Here is an 18,681-nt window from a genome sequence, read left to right as displayed (position 1 = left end):
GTCTAGCCTCCGAAGTTGCGCACCAGCACCAGGCTGATCGCCGGCACGAACAGCAGCAGGATGATGCGCAGGAAGTCCGAGGCCAGGAAGGGCATCACGCCCTTGAAGGTCTCGGTGAGCGGCACGTCCTTGGCCAGCCGGTTGATGATGTACACGTTCATGCCCACGGGCGGGTGCACCAGGCCGATCTCCACCACCATGAGCGCGAGGATGCCGAACCAGATGCTCTTGTCGGTCTGGCCCAGGCCAAAGTAATCCAGCCCCATCACCATCGGATAGAAGATCGGGATGGTGAGCAGGATCATCGCCAGGCTGTCCATCACGCAGCCGAGCAGGATGTAGATCACCAGGATCGCCACCATCACCAGCATCGGCGACAGGCTGCTGGCCTTCACCCAGGCGGCGAGCTCGGTGGGCATCTGCGACAGCGCGAGCGCGGTGTTCAGCTGGTCGGCCCCCAGCAGCACGAGGAAGATCATGGCGGTGGCCTGCGCCGTGCCCAAGGCGCTCGCGATCAGCCCCGGCAGCCGCATGCCGCCGCTCACCACGGCCAGGATGCCGCAAGCCGCGGCGCCGATCGCAGCGGCCTCGGTGGGGTTGGCCCAGCCGCCGTAGATGCCCACGATCACCACCAGGAACACCAGCAGCACCGGCGCCACCTGGGCCAGCGCTTTGAAGCGCTCGCCCCAGGCCATGCGCTCGCCGGCCGGGCCCATGTGCGGCTTGAGCGTGACGATGATCTTGATGACCAGCATGTAGCCCAGCATCGCGATGATGCCGGGCAGCACCGCCGCCATGAAGAGCTTGCCGATCGACTCCTGCGTGAGGATGGCGTAGATCACCAGCGGCACCGACGGCGGGATCATGATGCCCAGCGTGCCGCCCGCGGCCAGTGCGCCGGTGGACAGGCTGCCCGCATAACCGAAGCGGCGCAGTTCGGGCAGCGCCACCTGCCCCATGGTGGCCGCGGTGGCAAGCGACGAACCGCAGATCGCGCCGAAGCCGGCGCAAGCGCCCACCGCTGCCATCGCCACGCCGCCCTTGTAGTGGCCGAGGAAGGCACTCACGCAACGGAACAGCGCACGGCTCAAGCCCCCGTGCGTGGCGAACTGGCCCATCAGCAGGAACAGCGGAATGACCACCAGGTCGTAGTTCGACAGCCGCGCATAGGCCAGGTTCTTCAGCGAGTTGAGCCAGGGCGTGACGTCGCCGCCGGTGAGGTAGACATAGCCCGCCGAGCCCATCACGAACATCGCGATGCCGATGGGTACACGCACCACCAGCAGCACCAGCAGCAGGCCGAAGATGAGCAGGCCAACCTGGATGCCGCTCATGACGCGGCCTTCGCGGCGTGGCGTGCGCGCCAATGCACACCGGCCATGTACAACCCCGCCAGCCCCAGCAGCACGAAGCCCGGCACCATCAGCACCTGGCCGATCCACAGCGGCCAGCCCAGGATCATGGTGGTCTCGCCGGACTCCTTCACCGCCAGCGCGCCGGCCAGCGCACGCCAGGCGATCAGCCAGCCGAAGGCGCCCACCAGCAGCGAGCCGATGGCATCCAGCAGATGCACCCTCGATGCTTTCATGTTGTGGGTGAAGAAGTCGACCTTCACATCGCCGCCGATCAGGTGGCAGTAGGCGAAGAAGGCGGCTGCCGCAAAGGCCGAGCACACCTGCAGCAGCTCCACGTCACCGGGCACCGGCGCGGACCAGAGCTTGCGGCCGACGATGGACACGATGGACATCACCACCAGCGCGGTGAACACCAGCCCACCGGCGATGGCCGCGCCTTTGCTCACCAGCAGCAAGGCGCGGCCGGCCGGGCCGAACGAGGGCGGAGCACCGGCATCGCCGGTGCCCTCAACGGGCTCCTGCATGCAGCCGCCTTATTTCTGGTACTTGGAAATCAGGCCGCGTGCGTCCTGCAGCATCTGCTTGCCGGGCAGGCCGCGCTTGTCCATGTCGGCGGCCCACTCGTCGTACAGGCCGGCGGAGGCCTTGATCCAGCTGTCGAGTTCGCTCGCGGGGATCGTGTAGAAAGTGTTGCCATGCTCGGTGGCGGCCTTGCGGCCGGGCGCCTGGCTCTCGTCCCAGATCTTGCCGGCGGTGGCGGACAGGCCGGCGTAGCTGTTCTTGTCGATCGCGGCCTTGAGCTCCGGCGAGAGGCTGTTGTACTTGGCCGGGTTCATCGCCATCGTGAACACCGCGGTGTACAGCGCCGGGCGCGACGGGTCGGTCTCGGTGTCGTACTTCACCATCTCGTGCAGCTTCACCGAGGGGATCACCTCCCACGGCAGCAGGAAGCCGTCGATCACGCCCTTGCTCACCGCCTCGGGCACCTGCGGCAGCGGCATGGCCACCGGCGTGGCACCCAGCGAGGCCAGCAGCTTGTTGGTCATGCGCGTGGGGGCGCGGAATTTCAGGCCCTTGAGGTCACCCAGCACCTTGACCTGCTTGTCCTTGGTGTGCAGGTAGCCGTTGTCGTGCACCGCGAACATCAGCGGGTGCAGGCCGGCGAACTCCTTCTTGCCGTACTTCTCGTAGAAGTCCCAGGCCGCCTTGCTGGTGGCTTCGGCCGAGCGCGACATGAAGGGCAGCTCGAAGGCCTCCATCGCGGGGAAGCGGCCCGCGGTGTAACCCGGCAACGTGAACACCACGTCGGCCACGCCGTCCTTGGCCTGGTCGATCAGCTGCGCCGGCGTGCCGCCCAGCTGCATGGCCGGGAAGATCTGGCACTTGAGCTTGTTGCCGGAGTCGGCCGCAATGCGGTCGCACCAGGGCTGCAGGATCTTGGTGGGCGGCATCGCGCCCGGCGGCCAGAAATGCGACACCTTCAGCGTCACTTCCTGGGCCGAGGCGGCCAGGCCGAGGGTGGACAGCGCCAGCAGCAGCGCACGGCGGGCAACACGGTTCATGGATGTCTCCTTGTTCTATTAACGAACATCTGATCTATTTGCGAACAACTCTATCGAGGCGATGGAGCCCGGTCAATGGCGCGGACCCTCGACCGCCGGCAGCACGGTGCCCGCGCACGGGCCGAAGCCGATGCGCCGCGCACCCGGCCGCTCGCACACGGCGCGCAGCAGCACGGTGTCACCATCCTCCAGGAAGCGGCGCGTCTCGCCATTGGCCAGCGTGATCGCCTGCTTGCCGCCCTGGGTGAGCTCCAGCAGCGAACCGCCCTGCCCCACCTCGGGCCCGGACTGCGTGCCGCTGCCCAGCAGGTCGCCGGGCTGCAGGTTGCAGCCATTGCTGCTGTGGTGCGCCAGCATTTGCGCCACCGTCCAGTAGGCGTCGCGGAAGTTGGAGCGCATCAGCCGCTCGGGCGCGACACCTTCGCTGCGCATGCGGGCGGTCTGCAGCAGCACCTCCAGCGTGATGTCCAGCGCGCCCGCTTCGCGGTTGGCGGGTGAATCGAGATGGGCCAGGGGTTGCGGGTCCGAGGCCGGCCGCTGATGCGGTGCGCGGAACGGCGCCAGCGCCTCCTGCGTCACGATCCAGGGCGAGATGGTGGTGGCGAAGTTCTTGGCGAGAAAGGGGCCGAGCGGCTGGTACTCCCAGGCCTGCAGGTCACGCGCCGACCAGTCGTTGAGCAACACCATGCCGAACCAGTCGTTCTCGGCCTGCGCCATGCTCATCGGCCGGCCCAGCGGATTGCCCGCCCCCACGAACACACCCAGCTCCAGCTCGTAGTCCAGCCGCTGGCTGGGGCCGAACACCGGGCTGGCATCGGGCGCGGGCGGTTGCGTCTGCCCCAGCGGGCGATGAAAGCGCTGCCCGCTCACGCCCAACGAGGACACCCGGCCGTGGTAGCCGATGGGCACCCACTTGTAGTTGGGCAGCAGCGGGTTGTCTGGCCGGAACAGCTTGCCCACCGCGGTGGCGTGATGGATGCCGGTGTAGAAGTCGGTGTAGTCGCCGATGTGGCACGGCAGGCCGAGCTCGATGTCGGCCTGCGGCCGCAGGCAGTGCCTGAGTGCGGCCTCCTGGCGGCTGCCCTCGCGCAAGGCGTCGCTCAGCAGGTGGCGCAGCTTGCGGCGCGCGTCCCCACCCAGCGCCATGAAGGCATTGAGCTCGCCCTCGGCCAGCCACTGCATCACCCGCTGCTCGCCCTGGCCCCAGAGTTCTTCTTCCATCACCAGGCGCAGGTCGAGCACCTGGTCGCCGATGGCCACGCCGATGCGCCAGCCCTTGCCACCGCCGGCCGGGCGGAAGCGGCCGAAGGGCAGGTTCTGGATCGGGAAGTCGGTGTGGGGCTCATTGGCCGACGCCACCCAGCTGGTGAGCGCGGGATCGTGGGTGTGGTCGATCATGGTTGGAAGCGGTCCTGCAGGCCCGCCCAGCAGTCGGCGTAATTCGGGTCCAGCACGGCCACCTTGAGCGCGAACTCGGTGGGATGGAAGCGCCAGCGGCTTTCGAACATGAAGGCCAGGGTGTTGTCCAGCTTGTGGGGCGCGAGCTCGGCGCTGCTGGCCTTGTCGAAGGCCTCGGTGTCGGGGCCGTGCGGCACCATGCTGTTGTGCAGCGACGCGCCGCCGGGCTTGAAGCCCTCCGGCTTGGCGTCGTACTGGCCGTACACCAGCCCCATGAACTCGCTCATGAAGTTGCGGTGGTACCAGGGCGGGCGGAAGGTGTTCTCGGCCACCATCCAGCGCGGCGGAAAGATCACGAAGTCGCAGTTGGCGGTGCCCGGTGTGTCGCTGGGCGAGGTGAGCACCGTGAAGATCGACGGATCGGGATGGTCGAAGCTGATCGAGCCGATCGTCATGAAGTGCCTGGTGTCGTACTTCAGCGGGCAGAGGTTGCCGTGCCAGGCCACCACGTTGAAGGGCGAGGCCTTGGCCTGCGCGCGGTACAGCGCGCCACCGTAGCGCTTGACGATCTCGTATTCGCCGGCGCCCTGTTCATAGGCCGCCACGGGTGCGAGGAAGTCGCGCGGGTTGGCCAGGCCGTTGGAGCCGATCGGCCCCAGCTCCGGCAGCCGGAAGGGCGCGCCGTAGTTCTCCGCGATGTAGCCGCGCGCCGCGCCATCGGGCAGAGCCACCTTGAACGCCAGGCCCCGCGGCAGCAGCAGCACCTCGCCGGGCGCCACCTCCAGCACGCCCAGCTCGGTGGTCACGCGCAGCCGGCCCTGCTGCGGCACCACCAGCATCTCGCCATCGGCATTGACCAGCGCACGCCGCTCCATCGAGCGGTTGGCGTGGAACACATGCGCGGCCATGCCGACCTGGGCGTCCGCATCGCCATTGAGCGCCAGGGTGCGGATCGCCTGCACAAAATCCTGCGGCTCGTTGGGTTGCGGAAACGGCAACCAGCGCAGCGGGTTGGGCGGCAGCGGCACGCCGTCCTTCGCACCGGTCTTCCACCAGGCATGCGGCTCCGGACGGTATTCGCCGCACAGCACCGAGGGCTGGCGCCGGTACAGCCAGGTGCGCCTGTTTTCATGGCGCGGCGCGGTGAAGGCGGTGCCGCTCAGCAGCTCGGCGTACAGGCCCTTGGGCGCACGCTGCGGGCTGTTCTGCCCGATGGGCAAGGCACCCGGCACCGCTTCGCTCGCAAAGTGGTTGCCGAAGCCGGACTGGTAGTTCAAGGTCTCGTTCATCGCGTGGGGTGCGGTTCGGGATTCAAGGGGTTGTCGCGGGCCAGGGCGATCGCCTCGCTCAGCACCGCGCGGTCGCCCACGTGGTTGGCGAGGATGAGCACCAGCTTGGCCAGCATGAGCTCGGCCTGTTCATCGGTGAGGCCGCGCTGGCCGGCAATGAGCTCCTCGTAGAAGCCATCGGCATCCGCGATGTTCGGTGTGAGGATCAGCGGCATGTGGCTCTCCGCAGCGCTGCCTGCGCCGCTTCGCGCGTGGGGTGGCGCCAGCGCGCGGCCACATGCTGGTCGGGCCGGATCAGCACCGCGCCCTCGGGGCCCACGCCGTAGCGTTCGGCCAGCAGGCCTTCGACATCGATCACATCCGTGCCGACCTGCAGCACTTGCACGCCGGGCAGTTCGATCGTTTCGCCGAAACACAACAAGCTGAAGCCGCCGCGCAGTTCGGTGAGCAGCCAGCTCGCGCGGCCATCACGCAGCACCGGCGCGTCGGCGCACGCACTTCCAGGCGCAAGGCCGCTGTCGAAAGCCTCGTTGTCTGGCGTGTTCAGCGGCGAGGACGTATACGGCGTGGGGCGCGACAGCCGCCCGCTGTTGATCAAGGGCCGCGCAAACGCTTCCTGCGCCGCCAACTCCAGCACCGCATTGCGCAGGCGCAGGCTGCTGCGGCTCTTGGGCGTGATGAAGTCGGTGGAGCGGGTGGAGTGCGCGATGTTGTCGTCGGCCGCGGCGCAGCGCTCGTCGTGATAGCTGTCCAGCAGCGCTTCGCCCGCCTGGCCGGTGAGCACCTGCTGCAGCTTCCACACCAGGTTGTCCGCGTCCTGCACGCCGGAGTTGGCACCGCGCGCGCCGAAGGGCGATACCTGGTGCGCGGCGTCGCCCGCGAACAGCACGCGGCCGTGGCGGAACCTGTCGATGCGGCGGCAGGCGAACTGGTACACCGACACCCATTCCAGCTCGAACTGCGCATCCGGCCCCAGCATCGCCTGGATGCGGGGGATCACCTTCTCCGGCTTCTTTTCTTCCACCGGATCGGCGTCGCGGCCGAGCTGGAAATCGATGCGCCAGACGTTGTCGCACTGCTTGTGCAGCAGCACCGACTGGCCGCGGTGGAACGGCGGGTCGAACCAGAACCAGCGCTCGGGCTCGGTGCCGAGCCGCCTCAAGCCGAGCCCGGACCCCCGCGGGGGGTGGCCGCCGTCGGCGGCCGGGGGCGCCTTGTCATCTGGAAAAGCCGCTTTCATCACCACGTCGGCGATGAGGAAACGGTCCTCAAAACGCTGGCCAGTGAAGGGCGCCCCCACCATGCTGCGCACGTCGCTGTTGGCGCCGTCGCAGGCGATCAGCCATTGGGCCTGCATCTCGAACACACCATCGGGCGTTTCGACCTGCAGGCTCACATGGTCGGCGTGCTGCTGCAGGCCCACCACCTTGTGCTTCCAGCGCAAGTCGACGCGGCCGCTTCGTTCACACGCCGCCACCAGTGCTTCTTCCAGGTGGTATTGCTGCAGGTTGATCATCGCCGGCATCTTGTGGCGGCTTTCCGGCAGCAGGTCGAAGCTGTAGACCAGCTCGTCGCGGAGGAACACCTTGCCGACCTTCCACTGCACGCCCCGCTCCACCAGCGCCTCGCCCACACCGAGGCGATCCCAGATCTCGAGCGAGCGCTTGGCATAACAGACGGCGCGCGAGCCGATGCTTACCGTGTTGTTGTCGTCCAGCAGCACCACCGGCAGGCCCCGCTGCGCGCAGTCCAGCGCGGCGGTCAGGCCCACCGGGCCGGCACCGACGATCACCACCGCGTGGCGCTGCGGCACGCCGCTGCGCTGCTCGGCGCTGCGCGTATAGGCGTACTCGGGGACGACGTGGGTCTTCAGCATGGCAGCCGGCGTCGGATCGGCTTCAGGACTCGAGCGCCTTCCACATGTCGATGTCGCGCTGCGCCGTCCACACCCGCGGGTCGGCGTACTGCGTGGCCTCGTCATAGGCCCGCGTCACGTCGAAGGGCATGCAGTGGTCGAAGATCACCCACTGGCCGTACTTGGGCTTCAGGCGCTCGTAGGTGGCGCGGTACACGCTCTTCAGGTCCTGCCCGGCCTGCGCGCCAGCCTTCACGCTGGCGAACAGTTCGCTGACGAAGGCGCGTGTGCCGGCCAGGCCTTGCGCCACCTGGGCCTCGCCTTTCAAGGCGGCGCCGCGGCCGGGCACCAGGGCCAGGGGCTTCAGGGCGGCGATGTTGTCCAGCGTCTGCGGCCAGTCCTGGAAGTAGGCGTCGCCCGCATACGGCGTGGCATCGAACTCCACCAGGTCGCCGGAGAACAAGGTGCGTTCGCCCGGCAGCCACACCACGGTGTCGCCCTTGGTGTGGCCGCGGCCGAGCTGCAGCAGCTTCACTTCGAGTTTGCCCATCCACAGCGTCATCTTGCCCTTGAAGGTGATGGTCGGCCAGGTCAGCCCCGGTGGCACCGATTCGACGTTGCGGAACAGGCGCGGGAAGCGGCCGATCTCGCTCGCCTTGTCGGCCTCGCCACGTTCCACGATCAGGTCGTAGGTGTCCTGGCTGGCGATGATGTGCTGCGGCTGGTAGGCCGAGGCGCCCAGCACCCGCACCGCGTGGTAGTGGCTGAGGGTGACGTACTTGATCGGCTTGTCCGTCACCTCGCGGATGCGGCGGATCACGTCGGCCGCCATCACCGGCGTGGCCTGGGTGTCGATCACCATCACCGCGTCGTCGCCGATCACGATGCCGGTGTTGGGGTCGCCCTCGGCCGTGTAGGCCCAGGCGTGCTCGGACAGCTGGGTGAAGCTGACCTGCTTATCTTCCAGGTCGGCCTGGGAAGCGAAGGCTTTGCTGCTCATGACGTGTCCGATGTCTTTGACGTTGATTAACGAGTTCGCGTATGTCTAACGAGTTTGATCTTAGTCAGCCTGTTCGATAATGTCTAATCAGTTCGCATTAGTACAAATACCAAGATGGACGACAGCGCCGGGGAAAAAGGGTCACGCGGCATCCAGAGCGTGGAGGTGGGAGGGCAACTGCTGCTCGCGCTGGCGCACCACGGCCGGCCCATGGCGCTGAAGGACCTGGCGCGCGACGCCGGCATGGCGCCCGCCAAGGCTCACCCTTACCTGGTGAGCTTCGGCAAGCTGGGCCTGATCGAGCAGGACCCGGCCACCGGCCGCTACGGCCTGGGGCCGCTGGCGATGCAGCTGGGCCTGATCAGCCTGCAGCAATACGACCCGGTGCGCCTGGCCACGCCGCTGATCGAGGAGCTGGCCCAGGCGCTGGGCCACACGGTGGCGATCGCGGTGTGGGGCGACCGCGGGCCCACCATCGTGCGGGTGGCCGAAGGGCCCTCGCCGGTGCACATCTCCATGCGCCACGGCACGGTGATGAGCCTGCGGGCCACGGCTTCCGGTTGGCTGTTTGCGGCCCACCGGCCGGCCGCCGCGGTGCAGGAGGTGTTGACCCACGAGCCGCCGGACAGCCCGCATTTCGATGAGGCGGCCTTCGCCGCCCGCTTGGCCGAGGCGCGCCAGCACGGCATCGGGCGGGCGGTGGACCTGTCGGTGCCGGGCGTGAGCGCGCTGGCGGCGCCGGTGTTCGACGGCACGGGCGCGATGGTGCTCGCCATCACGGTGATCGGCCCCACGGCCGCGCTGGACACCGCCTGGAAGGGCAGCGTGGCCCAGACCCTGAAACGCTGTGCGGGTGACCTTTCGCGCCGGCTGGGGGCGGCGCCGGCCTGAAGCCAAGCTCTGCCCGCGCGGTGTCGTTCAGCGAAAGAAGCGACTCAACGCGCCGGCGCGGCGCAGTACTGCTGCACATAGCGCTCATGCGGCGGCAGCTGCGACACCGTGCGGTTGATGGTGCCGCGGATGGATTCCAGGAAGTCGGTGAGTTCGCCATCGCCCATGAGGTCGGCCACCGGGTGGTGCTGCTGCGGCATCAGGCCCTGCCCCAGCATCACCTGGATCCAGGAGTTCTCGGCGAACAGCTCGTTGGGCCCGCGGAAGACGCGTCCGGTCTCGCCGAACAGGGCGAGCCGATGGCGCAGCGATGCCGGAACGTTCATCGCACGGCACTCACGCCAGAACGCGGAATCATCCCGCTGCGTGAGGTGGTAGTGCAGCACCACGAAGTCCCGGATGTGCTCGATCTCGGTCTGCGCCTGCTGGTTGTATTCGGCGATGTCGGCGGCGCTGATGCCCGCCGTGGGAAACATCTGCATCAGCCGGATCAGCCCGCGCTGGATGAGGTGGATGCTGGTGGATTCCAGCGGCTCGATGAAGCCGCTGGCCAGGCCGATCGCCACGCAGTTGTGGCGCCACACCTCACGCCGCTGGCCCGGCTTGAACTTGAGCTGGCGCGGCGTGGTGAGCACTTCGCCCTGCACGTTGGCCAGCAGCAGCGCACGAGCCTCGTCGTCGCTCATGTGGCGGCTGCAGTACACCAGGCCGTTGCCCACCCGGTGCTGCAAGGGAATGCGCCACTGCCAGCCACTGGCATGCGCGATCGAGCGGGTGTAGGGCACGGCCTCACCCACCGAAGCGGTCTGCACCGCCAGCGCGCTGTCGCAGGGCAGCCAATGCGACCAGTCCTCGTAAGGCACCTTCAGCGCCTCGCCGATCAGCAGCGCACGAAAGCCGGTGCAGTCGATGAACAGGTCGCCATCGATCGACGCGCTGGAGTCCAGCGTGAGCGAGCGGATGTGGCCGCTGGCGGCATCGAGGTTGACCGCGCGGATCTTGCCCTCGATGCGCCGCACGCCATGGGACTCGCTGAAGGTGCGCAGGAAGGCGGCATAGCGTGTGGCGTCAAAGTGGTAGGCGTAGCTCAGGCCGCCGCGCGGAAGGTGGGCAAAGCGGCTGTCCTGCGCCGCGCGCAGCTCCAGGCTGTAGTCGCCGTAGTCGCGCGCGAGCCCACGCTCGCGGCCCTTGAGCCAGAAGTGCTGGAAGCCGGCTGTCCAATGGTCCTTGCCGGTCGTGCCGAACGAGTGGATGTAGCGGTCGTTGCCGTTGCGCCAGTTCTCGAACTGGATGCCCAGCTTGAAGGTGGCCGAGGTGGCGGCCATGAACTCGCGCTCGTCCAGTTCCAGCAGCTGGTGGAAGATCTGCAGCGGCGGGATGGTGGCCTCACCCACGCCCACGGTGCCGATCTCGTCGGACTCCACCAGTTGGATGTCCAGCAGCCTGCCCATGGTCTTGGACAGGCAGGCGGCCACCATCCAGCCGGCTGTACCGCCGCCGGCGATGACGATGCGGCGCACCGGCCGGGCAGGGGCCTGGGGCATGGCGGAGGCAGCGGTCGGGTCCATGCGGTTCCTCAGCGGTTCAGCCGGCGCAGCAGGCGTGCGCGCAGCGCCCGGGTGGCAGGTTCATCCAGGGGTGCCAGCACGCCGCGCGCCGCGGGCGGCAGGTGGGCTGCTGTCTGTTCACCGGCGCCGAACACGTAATGCTCGAACTGGTGGCGCCAGGCCTCGCGCTGCTCCGGCGGCAGGTCGCGCACGGTCATGACAGCGTGCAGCAGCGCACCCATCGGCGAATCCATGTGCTCCGGCGAGCGCCGCCACCAGTAGTTCACCAGCAGGTTCACCGGCGCCATGGCTTCCACGCTGTGCCACCACATGCTCGGGATCAAGATGGCATCGCCCGGGCCCAGTTCGGCCACCCGTGCATGGCGCTGGGCTTCGGCAAACCTTGGAAACCGGTTCAGGTCGGGCCTGGCGAAGTCCACCAGGCTGGTGGGCTGCCCTGCCAGTGTGTGCTCCAGCGGGCCGACGTACAGATTGGGCAGTTGCTCCGGCGGCAGCAGCGTGAAGCGGCGCTGCCCGGCCACCACGCAGGCCAGGTTGTCCGGCAAGTCCTGGTGCGCGGCGACGCAGGTGCGGTTGCCCAGCCAGAGGCTGGCAAGCGGCTGCCACTGCTCCAGCGGCCCGGCTCCCAGGTCGTTGTGTTCGCGGAAACCGGGGGCGCAGGTCTCCACCGTCGTGGAACCCATGTACAGCGCCTGCGGCCGGGGCTCGGCGGCCATGCTGTCCAGCGCGTCCAGCACTGCGGCGAAACGCAGCTTTTCGCGCGCGAAGTTGAAACCGGTCAGGTCATCGGTGTAGTTGAAGCGCCCCTGGATTTCCGGTGGGCCGATCCAGGCACCCACGGTGGCACCGGCGTCGAAACGTCGCAGGTAGGCGGTGATGCCGCCGGCTGCTTGCGCGGCCTGCACGGCCGGCCATTCGGCCACCAGGCCCCGCAGTACCAGCGGCTCGGTGGAGCGCAGCAGTGCTTCGGGGAGCTGCCGCGCTGAAACGCCGCTCAGCTCACGCATGCACGCGCTCGTTGCCTGCCTGGCAAGCCCGGTCAGCCAGGTCCCGCAGGTGCGAGGTGGACGCCAGCACCATGTAGATCGGCAACAGATGGCCGGCCTGGTGCAGCTGCGCCAGCGCCGTGCCATCGAGCTTCTGCAGCCGCTCCTCGTGCACCGTGTAGAAGCCGGCCAGCCGCTGCGTGCCATCCGGGCGTTCGATGTCGAACGAAAACGGCTCGAGCAGGTCATGCGCCAGCAGCGCGGCGACGAAGGCAGGCGTGCTCTGCAGGCCCTGGTGCAGCGCGAGCAACATGGAGTTCACCTGCTCCAGGTAGTCACTGATGCCGCCGAAGGGCAGGAACACCGGCTCGCCCTCACTGCGGCTCACGCGCGGACTGTCGAGGTCCACATGCACCACCGGCTCGGCACCGTCGAACCCGACGAGGAAGGGCTGGCGTTCGATGGCCAGCGGCACATAGGCTGCGTCCCAGCCGCCGCCGCGCAGGAACAGGTTTTCACCCTCGCGCAAGCCGAACAGCGCCAGCGGCTGGAACGTGGTGCCGTCCTGCGACTTCTGGAACACGATGGGATAGTGCGACTGGACACTGCGGAATTCAGCCGGGAAGGTGACAGCGGCCATCACGTCGTCGCCGAAGCGCTCGCCGTGTGCCCTGATGACGCGCAGGTCCTTGTGGTCGACGTTGTTGAGGACGGCGTGGCGAGGCATGGCGAGTGTCCGTTCGTTGGGTTCTAGATGCGCGAAAGGCCGTGGCGCCGGATGTGCTCGATCAGGTCGCGGTGGCTGGGCAGTGCGGCCAGCATCTTCCGTGTGAGCTCTGCCGCTTCGCGGAAGCAGCCCTGCGCACGCTCGATGTCCTGCGCCGGCAGTTCGCAGCTTGCCGCGCCCGGCCAGCCCATGCCATAGAGGATGTACTGGTAGCTCGCGGCCGGAAACGCCTCGTCGTGGCGCACCAGGTCGTGGCGCGATGGCGGCAGGTGGCGCCACAGGGCCAGCAGCTCGCGCAGCGGCTCGGGCACCGACGCGGGCTGGCGGTTGTCGAGCCAGAAGGCGCTGTCGGTGCGCCGGCTCAGCACGTAGTGCAGCTTGAGGAAATCCACAATGCGGGCCCAGCGGTAGCTGCAGGCCTCGTTGAAGCGCCGCGCCAGCAGCTCCATCGCTCCGCGCGTGGCGGGCATCTGCTGGCGCAGCAACTCCGCCGAGTACTCCACCAAGGCCAGCGCGGAGGCCTCCAACGGCTCCAGGAAGCCCGCCGACAGGCCGATCGCCACGCAGTTGCGGTGCCAGAAGGTGCGCCGATGTCCGGGCTCGAACCGCAACTGGCGCGGCTGCGGCAGGTCGACAGCCGCGGTGCCGTTGGCGCCGCTGCGCGCGATATGGTCCATCAGCGTCCGGTGCGCCGTTTCGTCGTCGCAGTGGCTGCTGGAATACACGAGCCCCACACCACGCCGCGTCTGCAGCCCGATGTCCCACACCCAGCCGTGCGACTGCGCGGTGGACACCGTTTGCGACGCGATCGGCGCCTGCGGGTCGGCATAGGGCACCTGCAGCGCGAGCGCCGCATCGCAGAACAGCACGTGCTTGTGCGACACGAAGGGCACGCCATAGTGGCCGGCCAGCAGATGGGCCTTCAGGCCGCTGCAGTCGATGAACAGATCACCGGCGATCGCGCCGTGGCTGCGCGTCTGCAGCGCCGCGATGTCGCCGTTGTCGTGCGAGAGCACCGCAACCACCTGATCGGCGACGTGATGCACGCCCAGGCGTTTTACGCAGTGCGTGCGCAGGAACGGCCCGAAGCGGCCGGCGTCGAAGTGGTAGCCGTAGTTCGCAACACCTGCGTACTCCGGCGTGGCGAACTGCTTGGGCGCCCGGCCGCGCTGGCACAGGTGCGGCTGCACGCTCACGCAGTCGGCGAAGCGGGTGCCGGCATGCTGCTGCCAAGCCTGCGCCAGAGGCGCGTCGCCCCAACCCTGCGGCAGCATGAAGGGATGGAAGTACAGGTCGTCCGCGCTGCCGTCCACCCAGCGGCGGAACAGCGAACCCTGCTTGAAGGTGGCCTCGCACTCGCGAACAAAGTCCGACTCGCTGACGCCGATGCTGCGCAGGCTGTCGCGCATGGTGGGCCAGGTGCCCTCGCCCACGCCGATCGGCGCAATATCCGGCGCCTCGATCACCGTCACCCTCAGCCGGTGACGGTGCTGCGCAGCGATCAGGCCGGCTGTCAGCCAGCCCGCCGAACCGCCGCCCAGGATGACGACGTGCGCGACAGGCTGGTCCGACATGCCGGCCATGATGCCAGGGCGCGCGGGCGGCTTCAGAAGGTGTAGCGTGCCCCGACCATGAAGCGGCGGCCGGTCTGCGTGTTCTGCAACACCATCTGCTCGCTGCGGCCGTGGGTGCGCTGCGTGGCATCGAGCAGGTTGATGGCCTCGAACTGAAGCGACAGGTTCTGCGTCAGCTTGTAGCCCATGCTCATGTCCAGCTGTGAGTACGCCTCCACGTAGGTCGGGTTGGGCAGCCCGAGACCGTCGGTGGTGCTGGCCAGGAACTGGTCACGCCAGTTGTAGGCCACGCGCACGTTGAAGCGGTCGTCCTCGTAGAAGGCCACCAGGTTGGCCGTGTCCGACAGGCCCACCAGCGCGAACTGCTCGCCCAGGCCGGCGTTGTTGAACTTCAGGCCCGAGTTGACGTAGGTGTAGTTGGCGGCCACGCCGAACCCGGAGCCGGCGAACAGGTGCTGCAGGTTCAGCTCCACCCCGTACAGGCGCGCCGAGCGCTGATTCACCGGCGTGGTGATCTGGAAGGTGGCCACCGGATCGCCCGGCTGGCCGGGGATGACGCCGGTGGCTGCATTCACGCCGCCCACGCCGTTGAAGTTGGCGAAGATGTAGCTGCGGATGCAGGCCAGGTCGGACTGCGGGCAGCCACCCGCCGTGACCGCCTGCTGGAACATTGCACCGCCGGCCGGCGTGGTGATGGAGAACGGGCTGGCCGTCGCCGCATTGAAGCCGGCGTAGTTGGAGATGTTCTTCGCGAAGTAGCCCACCGCCGCGTAGCTGCTCTTGGCGTAGTACCACTCCAGCGACAGGTCGATGTTCTTCGACTTCAGCGGCTTCAGCCCCGGGTTGCCCTGGGCGCCGGTGCCGCCGCCCACGCGCACCAGCTGGTCCAGCGTCTGCCCGCCCTGGATGTAGTTCCAGGCCGGCCGGCCGATGGTTTCGCCATAGCTGGCGCGGAACTTCAGCTTGTCGGTCAGGTCGGCGTCGAAGTCGATGCTCGGCAGCCAGTAGTTGTAGGTGCCGTTCAGCGTGGTGAAGGCCGGTTCGCCGAACACCACCTGGAACTCGTTGGTGCCGACCCAGTTGACGCCGGTTGGGGTGGGCACCAGCGCGCTGGAGGTCACCTTGGTGCGCTCATAGCGCAGGCCCACGCCCAGGCCCATGGGCACGCCCAGCTCCCAGTCGGTGCTGTACTGCAGGAAGGCGCTCTGCGACTTTTCCTTCACCCGGCGGTCGACCGTGTAGGCCGACGGCGCCTGGTACAGGTTGCCCAGCCCGCTGGCCGACGCCACGATGCCGCGCGCGGTGTCGAAGTCCCAGATGAAGAAATTGTTGAACAGCGCCGGGTCGCCGCTGCCGTCGATGCGGCCGAGGTAGCGGTTGATCTGGTCGGGGTGCCACATCGAATCCGGGAACGGGCCGGGGCCGATCACGTTGCCCTGTGCGTCGGTGGCCCCGCCCCAGGTGTCGCGCTGCACGAAGCCATAGGCCGAGCGGTTGCGCGCGTCGGTGAGGCTCAAGCCGAAGTCCAGCCGCGAGGCGTCGCCCAGCTTGTACTTGCCGCGGAACTGGCCCTGCTCGATCTCCGACTTCATGTAGCTGTTGCGGAACGACGAGCCGGTGAGTTCCATGAGCGCCGGGTCGGCCACCGCTCCTTGGATGCTGAGCACCGGCAGGTCATGCGAGAAGTCGGCCCGCGTGGTGCCGCGGTTGAAGCTGGCTGCGCCCAGCACCGCATCGGAGCCGTACGGGCTGTCGGGCCCGGAGGTGGCGGTGGACTTGTGCGCATCGAAGTCGAAACTCAGCCGGTCGGACGGCTTCCACGTCACATTCAGGCCGACGGAGTCGTTCTTGTTGCGGGTGGCGAAGCGGCCCGCGCCCATGGCCAAGTCACTCAACCGGCCGGTTTCCGGATTGGGCGTGATGGTCTCCGAATAGAAGATCGGCGAAGCCACCGGCCCGTTGGTCCACGAGCTGCTCGACGGCCCGAAGTTGAACCAGGCCGACATGTCGTTGCGCCGGGTCTCCAGCTTGTTCTCGGAGTAGGTGTAGTCCAGCGTGGCGGTGACGTCTCGGGTGGGCGCGTACTGCAGCGTGAGCTGGCCGTTGATGCGCGTGCGCTGGACCGCGGTGACGCTGTAGGCGATGCTTTGCGGCACCGCATAGATGTCGTTGGGCCCCGGCCGGTTGGTGATGTTCTCCGAGCCGGGCTGGCCTTCCTGCGGGATGGTGCCCCAGTTGTTCTCGTCGCCGCGGAACGCGCGCCAGCCGCTGATGCCCCCCTGGCTGTAGCCCAGCTGCCGCTCCTGGTAGCTGCCCGACAGCGCGATGCCGAAGGTCTTGTCTGCAAAGGTGTTGCTGTAGATGCCGGAAATCTCCGGCGTGACCTTGTCGCCACGCAGCTGCTCGGGCAGGCGGGCGTTCGACTGGTCATACATGCCCTTGACGCCGAAGCTTGCCTGCAGGCCGGGGTTGTCGAACGGCCGCGCCGTCTTGATGTTGATGGTGGCACCCATGCCGCCGGTGGGCGTGCTGGCACGGCTGGTCTTGTAGACCTCCAGCGCAGCGATCGATTCCGACGCGAGGTTGGCAAAGTCGAAGGCACGCGAGTTGGACGCGGCCGTGCCCTCGATGGCTGCGGTCGGCATCTGGCGGCCGTTCAGCAGGATAAGGTTGAAGTCGGGGCCGACGCCGCGCACGGTGACACGCGAGCCCTCGCCGTTCTGGCGGTCGATGGACACGCCGCTGATGCGCTGCATCGACTCGGCGAGGTTGGTATCCGGGAACTTGCCGATGTCTTCGGCGACGATGCCGTCCACGACCCCCTGCGCGTCCCGCTTCAGGCTGAGCGAGGTGTCCAGGCTGCGCCGGATGCCGGTGACCACCACCCGCTCCACTTGCGCCGCATCCGTCGCCGCAGGGGCCGGCGCGTCGGTCGCCTGCTGTCCCACGGCATTGCCTGCTCCCGTGATCAAGAGCCCGACCGCCGCCGCAATTCGGGTGGCCGTGAAGGCGTGGCGCTCGCGCTGCCGGCGGCCGGCGGGTGAACAAACGGACATGTCGGTCTCCAGTGGTGTGTTGTGCGATGCCCTCCGGCATCGACGCTTCGGAAAGTCAGGGCGCCGTGGTGGCGGGTTGCTGAAAGCGTTTTCAGAATAATAGGCGGCACGTTACGGAGTTCGAACTAGGGCGCACCCTAATGCAGCGTGAAATCTGACAGCGCTTTCTTCATAGGCAGCCGAGAGGCCGCAACGAGTGCGGCCTGGCCGCGCGCCAGAGGCAACGCCGGGTAGCCGCAGGGCGCGGGCGCAGGTACGATGCGATCCCGATGAAACCGCATTCCAAAACCCCGGCGAGCCGGCGCACCGCCTCCAAGGCGGCCTCTTCCAAGTCCAACCCTGCCGGCGTGGTGACGCTGGAAATGGTGGCGCAGCAGGCTGGCGTGTCGCCGAGCACGGTGTCGCGCATCCTCAACGGCACCGCCACGGTGAGCCCGGACAAAAAGGTGGCCGTGGACGCGGCGATCAAGAAGCTGGGCTTCCGGCCCAACCCCGTGGCCCGCGGGCTGGCGGGCGGCCGCACCATGAGCGTGGGCGTGCTCACCCAAACCATCAGCAGCCCGTTCTACGGCGAAGCGCTGCTGGGCATCGAGGACGAACTCGAACGCGCCGGCTACATCCCGCTGTTCGTGAGCGGCCACTGGACCGAAGGCGAGGAGCGCAATGCGATCGAGGCGTTGCTGTCGCGCCGGGTGGATGCCCTGATCGTGCTGGCGGGCCGCCTCTCCAACACCGCGCTGCAGGCTTACGCCAAGCGCCTTCCTATGGTGGTGGTGGGGCGCGAGGTCAAGGGCCCGCGCCTGTTCAGCCTGAGCTTCGAAAACCGCCAGGGCGGCGTGCTGGCCACCCAGCATCTGATCGAGTGCGGCCACACCCGCATCGCTTTCATCGCCGGGGACCCGGGCCATGAGGATGCACTGGAGCGCGAGGCCGGTTATCGCCAGGCGCTGGAGCAGGCCGGCCTGGCATTCGACCCCGGCCTGGTGATGCCGGGCGACTTCACCGAAGCCGGCGGCCTGATGGCGGTGAACCGCCTGCTCGACAGCCGCGCCCCCTTCACCGCCATCTTCGCCTCCAATGACCAGGCCGCCATCGGCGCGGCGCTGGGCTTGTACCGGCGCAACGTGCGGGTGCCGGACGACGTGTCACTCGTCGGTTTCGACGACGTGGCGCCCGCCCGCTTCGCCATCCCGCCGCTGACCACGGTGCGCCAGTCGGTCTATGAAACCGGCGCCCAGGCGGCGCTCGCGGCACTGGAGCTGTTGCGCGGCAATACGCCGGTGGCGACCCTGCCGGCACCCACCCTGGTACCGCGGGAATCCACCCGCCGCGTGATACGTTGAAAGCGCTTTCGCAGGAGGGTTTGCCCTGATGCACCGGGCAGACAGGTGAACGCAGAATTCTGAAAGCGTTTTCACAC

15 protein-coding genes are annotated in these 18,681 nt (G+C 68.1%); 2 read left to right on the top strand and 13 right to left on the bottom strand.

The annotated features are described in order from the left end of the window. Nucleotides 1–2 precede the first annotated feature (2 nt). From VPH43_RS17655 to VPH43_RS17620, 8 genes are all read right to left on the bottom strand, one after another. Nucleotides 3–1,334: a TRAP transporter large permease gene (locus VPH43_RS17655; protein WP_328579052.1), complete on the bottom strand. Its 1,332-nt coding sequence runs from the start codon at nucleotides 1,332–1,334 to the stop codon at nucleotides 3–5. Then, nucleotides 1,331–1,879: a TRAP transporter small permease gene (locus tag VPH43_RS17650; RefSeq protein ID WP_328579051.1), complete on the bottom strand. Its 549-nt coding sequence runs from the start codon at nucleotides 1,877–1,879 to the stop codon at nucleotides 1,331–1,333. Before VPH43_RS17650 ends, VPH43_RS17655 begins: the two co-directional genes overlap by 4 nt. A 9-nt stretch (nucleotides 1,880–1,888) precedes the next feature. Then, on the bottom strand, nucleotides 1,889–2,917 hold the full coding sequence (locus VPH43_RS17645) for a TRAP transporter substrate-binding protein (protein WP_328579050.1): 1,029 nt from the start codon (nucleotides 2,915–2,917) through the stop codon (nucleotides 1,889–1,891). A gap of 72 nt (nucleotides 2,918–2,989) precedes the next feature. Beyond that, a complete protein-coding gene (fahA, locus tag VPH43_RS17640; protein ID WP_328579049.1) occupies nucleotides 2,990–4,315 on the bottom strand; it encodes a fumarylacetoacetase in 1,326 nt (441 codons plus the stop codon). Then, nucleotides 4,312–5,604, bottom strand: coding sequence for a homogentisate 1,2-dioxygenase (gene hmgA / locus VPH43_RS17635; protein ID WP_328579048.1), 1,293 nt, complete (start codon nucleotides 5,602–5,604; stop codon nucleotides 4,312–4,314). Before hmgA ends, fahA begins: the two co-directional genes overlap by 4 nt. Next, nucleotides 5,601–5,819, bottom strand: coding sequence for a DUF2783 domain-containing protein (locus VPH43_RS17630; RefSeq protein ID WP_328579047.1), 219 nt, complete (start codon nucleotides 5,817–5,819; stop codon nucleotides 5,601–5,603). Before VPH43_RS17630 ends, hmgA begins: the two co-directional genes overlap by 4 nt. Beyond that, a complete protein-coding gene (locus VPH43_RS17625; protein ID WP_328579046.1) occupies nucleotides 5,810–7,480 on the bottom strand; it encodes an FAD-dependent oxidoreductase in 1,671 nt (556 codons plus the stop codon). Before VPH43_RS17625 ends, VPH43_RS17630 begins: the two co-directional genes overlap by 10 nt. A 22-nt stretch (nucleotides 7,481–7,502) precedes the next feature. Further along, on the bottom strand, nucleotides 7,503–8,459 hold the full coding sequence (locus VPH43_RS17620) for an MBL fold metallo-hydrolase (protein WP_328579045.1): 957 nt from the start codon (nucleotides 8,457–8,459) through the stop codon (nucleotides 7,503–7,505). 114 nt (nucleotides 8,460–8,573) lie between these two features. Between VPH43_RS17620 and VPH43_RS17615 the strand changes: the two genes are divergently transcribed. Further along, entirely contained in the window at nucleotides 8,574–9,350 is a 777-nt protein-coding gene (locus tag VPH43_RS17615) for an IclR family transcriptional regulator (protein WP_328579044.1), read from the top strand. A gap of 44 nt (nucleotides 9,351–9,394) precedes the next feature. Here the strand turns inward: VPH43_RS17615 and VPH43_RS17610 are convergent, their stop codons facing one another. Genes VPH43_RS17610 through VPH43_RS17590 form a run of 5 tightly spaced genes read right to left on the bottom strand, consistent with a single transcriptional unit; the run spans nucleotide 9,395 to nucleotide 17,261 of the window. Next, nucleotides 9,395–10,918, bottom strand: coding sequence for a tryptophan halogenase family protein (locus VPH43_RS17610; protein WP_328579043.1), 1,524 nt, complete (start codon nucleotides 10,916–10,918; stop codon nucleotides 9,395–9,397). An 8-nt stretch (nucleotides 10,919–10,926) separates the two neighbouring features. Then, entirely contained in the window at nucleotides 10,927–11,925 is a 999-nt protein-coding gene (locus tag VPH43_RS17605; protein ID WP_328579042.1) for a cupin-like domain-containing protein, read from the bottom strand. Further along, the gene (locus tag VPH43_RS17600) at nucleotides 11,918–12,631 is read right to left on the bottom strand and encodes a SapC family protein (protein ID WP_328579041.1); all 714 of its coding nucleotides are present in this window, start codon (nucleotides 12,629–12,631) and stop codon (nucleotides 11,918–11,920) included. The genes VPH43_RS17605 and VPH43_RS17600 overlap by 8 nt, the downstream gene beginning before the upstream one ends. 23 nt (nucleotides 12,632–12,654) lie before the next feature. Continuing rightward, nucleotides 12,655–14,205: a tryptophan halogenase family protein gene (locus VPH43_RS17595; protein ID WP_328579040.1), complete on the bottom strand. Its 1,551-nt coding sequence runs from the start codon at nucleotides 14,203–14,205 to the stop codon at nucleotides 12,655–12,657. Between the two features lie 32 nt (nucleotides 14,206–14,237). After that, on the bottom strand, nucleotides 14,238–17,261 hold the full coding sequence (locus VPH43_RS17590) for a TonB-dependent receptor (protein ID WP_328579039.1): 3,024 nt from the start codon (nucleotides 17,259–17,261) through the stop codon (nucleotides 14,238–14,240). A gap of 269 nt (nucleotides 17,262–17,530) precedes the next feature. On the opposite strand from VPH43_RS17590, the gene VPH43_RS17585 reads away from it, so the two are divergent. Next, a complete protein-coding gene (locus VPH43_RS17585) occupies nucleotides 17,531–18,604 on the top strand; it encodes a LacI family DNA-binding transcriptional regulator (RefSeq protein ID WP_328579038.1) in 1,074 nt (357 codons plus the stop codon). Nucleotides 18,605–18,681 lie beyond the last annotated feature (77 nt).

It is taken from the genome of Ideonella sp. BN130291, from assembly GCF_036231905.1.
Classification (GTDB): Bacteria; Pseudomonadota; Gammaproteobacteria; order Burkholderiales; family Burkholderiaceae_C; genus CAMLIZ01.
This window is presented reverse-complemented; position numbering and strand designations above follow the sequence as displayed.

Excerpts from the sequence above, each read along its gene's own strand:
- VPH43_RS17600 (WP_328579041.1), bottom strand. The coding sequence starts at position 12,631 with ATGCCTCGCCACGCCGTCCTCAACAACGTCGACCACAAGGACCTGCGC.
- VPH43_RS17595 (WP_328579040.1), bottom strand. The coding sequence starts at position 14,205 with ATGTCGGACCAGCCTGTCGCGCACGTCGTCATCCTGGGCGGCGGTTCG.
- fahA (WP_328579049.1), bottom strand. The coding sequence starts at position 4,315 with ATGATCGACCACACCCACGATCCCGCGCTCACCAGCTGGGTGGCGTCG.
- VPH43_RS17650 (WP_328579051.1), bottom strand. The coding sequence starts at position 1,879 with ATGCAGGAGCCCGTTGAGGGCACCGGCGATGCCGGTGCTCCGCCCTCG.
- VPH43_RS17620 (WP_328579045.1), bottom strand. The coding sequence starts at position 8,459 with ATGAGCAGCAAAGCCTTCGCTTCCCAGGCCGACCTGGAAGATAAGCAG.
- VPH43_RS17655 (WP_328579052.1), bottom strand. The coding sequence starts at position 1,334 with ATGAGCGGCATCCAGGTTGGCCTGCTCATCTTCGGCCTGCTGCTGGTG.
- VPH43_RS17625 (WP_328579046.1), bottom strand. The coding sequence starts at position 7,480 with ATGCTGAAGACCCACGTCGTCCCCGAGTACGCCTATACGCGCAGCGCC.
- VPH43_RS17590 (WP_328579039.1), bottom strand. The coding sequence starts at position 17,261 with ATGTCCGTTTGTTCACCCGCCGGCCGCCGGCAGCGCGAGCGCCACGCC.
- hmgA (WP_328579048.1), bottom strand. The coding sequence starts at position 5,604 with ATGAACGAGACCTTGAACTACCAGTCCGGCTTCGGCAACCACTTTGCG.
- VPH43_RS17645 (WP_328579050.1), bottom strand. The coding sequence starts at position 2,917 with ATGAACCGTGTTGCCCGCCGTGCGCTGCTGCTGGCGCTGTCCACCCTC.
- VPH43_RS17630 (WP_328579047.1), bottom strand. The coding sequence starts at position 5,819 with ATGCCGCTGATCCTCACACCGAACATCGCGGATGCCGATGGCTTCTAC.
- VPH43_RS17585 (WP_328579038.1), top strand. The coding sequence starts at position 17,531 with ATGAAACCGCATTCCAAAACCCCGGCGAGCCGGCGCACCGCCTCCAAG.
- VPH43_RS17605 (WP_328579042.1), bottom strand. The coding sequence starts at position 11,925 with ATGCGTGAGCTGAGCGGCGTTTCAGCGCGGCAGCTCCCCGAAGCACTG.
- VPH43_RS17610 (WP_328579043.1), bottom strand. The coding sequence starts at position 10,918 with ATGGACCCGACCGCTGCCTCCGCCATGCCCCAGGCCCCTGCCCGGCCG.
- VPH43_RS17615 (WP_328579044.1), top strand. The coding sequence starts at position 8,574 with ATGGACGACAGCGCCGGGGAAAAAGGGTCACGCGGCATCCAGAGCGTG.